Annotated in this window: 4 protein-coding genes and 1 tRNA gene; 2 read left to right on the top strand and 3 right to left on the bottom strand. The window is 39.3% G+C overall.

Features of this window, described 5'->3' with window-relative positions; all coding sequences use genetic code 11:
• From VFM80_RS08520 to VFM80_RS08510, 3 genes are all read right to left on the bottom strand, one after another.
• The coding region (locus VFM80_RS08520; protein ID WP_395071403.1) for a FecR domain-containing protein at positions 1 to 662 on the bottom strand (662 nt) is incomplete at its 3' end.
• Positions 663 to 669: 7 nt separating this feature from the next.
• A complete protein-coding gene (locus VFM80_RS08515; protein WP_395071402.1) occupies positions 670 to 1,851 on the bottom strand; it encodes a hypothetical protein in 1,182 nt (393 codons plus the stop codon).
• 162 nt (positions 1,852 to 2,013) lie between these two features.
• Positions 2,014 to 2,087: transfer RNA gene (locus tag VFM80_RS08510), tRNA-Ala, on the bottom strand.
• A gap of 201 nt (positions 2,088 to 2,288) precedes the next feature.
• Here VFM80_RS08510 and VFM80_RS08505 point away from each other — a divergent pair.
• Positions 2,289 to 3,245, top strand: a complete 957-nt coding sequence (locus tag VFM80_RS08505) for an OmpA family protein (RefSeq protein WP_395071401.1) — start codon at positions 2,289 to 2,291, stop codon at positions 3,243 to 3,245.
• 271 nt (positions 3,246 to 3,516) lie between these two features.
• Positions 3,517 to 4,152 carry a hypothetical protein gene (locus tag VFM80_RS08500; protein ID WP_395071400.1) on the top strand — a complete coding sequence of 212 codons (636 nt, stop codon included), beginning with the start codon at positions 3,517 to 3,519 and terminating at the stop codon, positions 4,150 to 4,152.
• The last annotated feature ends 39 nt before the right edge of the window (positions 4,153 to 4,191 follow it).

The raw sequence follows: 4,191 nt of genomic DNA, 5'->3' as shown, positions 1-4,191 counted from the left end.
CGGATCAGATCCCGGTCCATTTCATCGTACCCTTTATTCAGAGCATCTAATTCTTCTTCTGTTAAAGTACCGGTATCAATATTATTCCCTTCCTCATCAACCTGAGCAAACATCATGTCAAACAAAGAAACCGTTTCTCCTGAATTCATCGCTGTTATATCTACCTGACCATTTTCAACCCAGGTATAGCCATCGGATTTAGAACCAAATTCAGTTCCTTTAACAGAAGCGAACGATCGGTCAGTACTCACCTCAAAATCATTATTACCTTGTGGTTCTACATTCAAAAAGATCTCACCTTGTTTTAAATTGATCCTCGTATTACTTACTCTATTTGTTATTCCAACCTCACCATTTATGATGAGTAATGAGTTAGGCTTCACTTTTGCTATACTTCTGTCCATAAAAAAAACTAAAGCAAAACCAGTATCATCAGTTGACAAGCTGTCACCGCTGAATAGCTTTTCCCCAATATTTTCTGATAAATTCAATTTTATGGATTTATCAATATCCATGTTACTGACCGTCACGTACGGTTTAAATCTCCGAACCACCCCAATATGCCTCTCTTCTTGAAATGCAGCTATTTCCTCTGAAACTATGCCCATCATCACAGTAAGAGCAATTGCACAGTACAATATTTTTCTCGATGCTTTTTTCATAAACTTCTCAATTACCTGTCAAAATGATCTCTTCATCCCTGATACGCTGGAGCAATTCTTCAAGCTTCAAAGTAGCCGCAGGGCCGGTAAACTCTTCACCGTCATAATTGATACTTGATAACCGGAACCCCTCTGACAGCAAGTTCTCATATGCATCTTCCCCAATCAATTGAACAATTGCATTTATCACCTCCTGGGAGGTCGGGGCTGTCTCTAATGCCTGGGCAACTCCGGTAAGTGTAAAACTCCATATTTCTGAAGAGATCTCCTCAATGCCCCCCCCGGTTCGTATGTCAGTTATGACACGCCAATAATATGTTTTTCCTCGTTCGAGTGGTTGCGCCCCCGATGACGGGTATTGATATGTTGTGCCATCTACCAAAATGTCCAGATTCTCAAACTCAAATAAAGATCCGCCCGCCCGGGTTGAAACAGAACTTTTTGCACTTTGAAGTAAAGACTCGGGACTTTCTTCACTATCTTTTTCTACTACCAGCAATCTATAGGTCACATTATTAGGTCCTTCCCAGCTGAACTGGGGGTATGGATTGGTGATCTCGACCGTACCCCCAACAATATCTCCGGGAGCTTTCAGGTATACTTCACTTCCATTAAATGATGATAAAAGTCCACCCCCAACATCAATAACACTCCGGGCTAAATCTTGTCTGCCGGTTGCATCGGTAACCCTAAAAATTATAACCTCTATGGAATAAATATCTCTGGGAAAAGTTGTTGTTCCTGACAAATTACTCAAAAATTCATCTCCCTCAGGAGTAAGCCCTCCTGAAAGGTCAAGCCCTTCTTTAACGCCGGGAATTCTGTCATTAGCTATGTCGTTATTTGTAACATAAACAGCCTGAAAAGGTTCTAAAGAGAAGGGCTGGCTTGAACTTGATATTAATTTAACGAGATCGCCGGATCTTGCTGCACTAATTGTTATTTCCAGGAATAAATTATCGGCAACTTCTCTGCCCAAATTCTCTATAAAACCTGATATCAATACAGAACCTGTTCCGTCACTATTGAGCCCTAAAGTAGAAAAACTCAAAACTTGTGAATTCTCTAACGTTGCACTTTGTTCTAACTGAAGGTTAATTTGTTGAGCATAAACAAACTCTTTGGGAACAACACTTACTAATACAAGTAAAAAAAATGCAGCATAGACTTTAATATATCTTTCAAACATTTTTAACTCCGGTTATTATATGATGAATGCATTTTAAAGTAATAGCTGCATACAAACAAGTTTACCATAATACTCTAATATTTGTGAGCATAAAATTACGGGTACCAATAAATCTAAAAAACATAAAAAAAGCCTTTCTCCGAGTCTTGGAAAAAGGCTTTGTGGAGCTACGGGGATTCGAACCCCGGACCTTCGCGCTGCCAGCGCGACGCTCTAGCCAGCTGAGCTATAGCCCCTTAAATTTGGATCCTAATAATAAATATTTTATCTCCCAATAAACACTATCAATTTATTTAATTGTAAATTAGATATGAAGTTAATTAGCCTTATGTTTAAAAATATACTTCTAGTTCGTAAAAACTCTTTTAAATTCTTAGTTAAACCCCTATTTTAGCATCAAACATTCAAAAACTTAATTCTAACCGTAACCCAAGAAGATGACAAATTTAAAATCTATCCTAACTCTTTCTTTGGTTTCTTTAGTAATGGTCTTTATGACCAGTTGCTCAGGAACTGAAGAATTACTTGCACCATCCGAGCGTACGCTCGAGTATTTACAGTCGCTTGATGAAGAAACCCTTCGGACATTAGACACTGACGAAGATGGCTTAAATGATTATGATGAGATGTATACATATGAAACCAATCCTTTAAGTGCTGATACCGATGATGACGGGCTCACTGATGGTGAAGAAGTAAATACCTATGAAACTGATCCTAACAGTGCTGACACCGACGGTGACGGACTTTCGGATGGAGACGAAGTAAACTCTTACAATACTGACCCTAATGATACTGACACTGATGGTGACGGACTTTCTGACGGGGATGAAGTAAACGAATATAATACTGATCCTAATAACACAGATTCAGATGGTGACGGGATTAATGATTATGACGAAATAATGACTCATGACACTAATCCTAACAACGCAGACTCTGATGGTGATGGATTTACCGACATGCAAGAAATTGATATGGGTACCAACCCTACTGATGGCAGCGACCCTATGTATCTTGATGGCGATGCCTTCGGAACTATCAACTTTGACTTTGATCGTTCTGACATCCGCAGTGATGCAGAAGCAATACTTGCTGAAAATGTAGAGATTCTCAAAGATGCTCCTGCATTTCGCGTTCGTGTTGATGCTTACACTGATCATGTTGGTGGAGATCAATACAACTTACGTTTGAGCTTGCGACGTGCCAATGCTGTTGTAGACTATTACACTGAAAACGGCATTTCTGAAGACCGCATTGAATCTCGCGGTTTAGGTAAAGCACCGGTTGAGTGTACAGAATCCGAAATGGATGCAAACACTCCTGGTTGTGAAAGAAACCGCCGTGCTGAGTCACATCCAATTAGCACACTCAAGTATCAGCCTAACAACTAAGCTGAACAGCTAGAGTAAACAAAGTTTAAAAGGCTCGCTGCCGATGGCAGCGAGCCTTTTTTTATGTACCATGATTCCCGGTAAATTCCGGAAATACATTATAAAATCGGATTCTAAAGGAAACCAATAAACCTTTGCTGTAAGCCTAAAACAGACTCTATAAAATTTGTAATTACGCTCTTTCTTGTTTACATAAATTAGAAATTCTTGCCTCTTTTCTTGTTTTTTAACTTATTTAACAAAGGATTCATTAAAATTTACGGTTAAGGAGATGAGAATATCAAGATTGTTTCTATTCACAATAGCGGCTTTAATAATTAGTTGCGGTGTCTCTAATAGCGAGGAAGGCTGTGTTGATATCTCTGAAAAAAACTTCCCTGAAGAAGGCACCCCTACACAATTTTGTATAGAGGAAGCACCACAGATTGACCTTGTTCATGACCCCGAATCACCCTATATCGTTGTACAAGAACCTGCACTACGATTTCAGGTTACTTACCAAGATTCTACTCCCCACTTAAACTGGCTGCCTACTTCTTTACTGGTGGAAACAGATCAGGGGTTTTCTGAAGAAATCATGCTCATTCCTTTTGCTTGTATTATTCCCATTAATGGTTCTCTTGAAGAATTTCCCTTTGATGTAGAGTGGTGGTCTTGCAATGAAATAAATATTAACAACGGAGAAGTACTCACAGAAGAACAAATAAAAGAAATAGAGAAAGTAGCTAATGCAAGACTTTCTGTCGAATACTTGTTTAAGTCCATGAAGGGAGGTCAATACATATTTGACCTTAATCAGGTAGGTCGTGCCGCCATACAAGAAGTCATTCCAAGACTAAACCACCCTGCACTGAAAGTGCAGGGGTTTGATTGGGGACTGAAAGTCCCGGTCCTCATTCCAAAATGAAATCTGAGTTATCTTCATCATCTTTGTTTCTATGGTGCT

This window comes from Gracilimonas sp., assembly GCF_035704785.1.
GTDB lineage: Bacteria > Bacteroidota > Rhodothermia > Balneolales > Balneolaceae > Gracilimonas.
The sequence above is the reverse complement of the archived record's forward strand: the minus strand, read 5'-3'. Positions and strand labels throughout refer to the sequence as shown.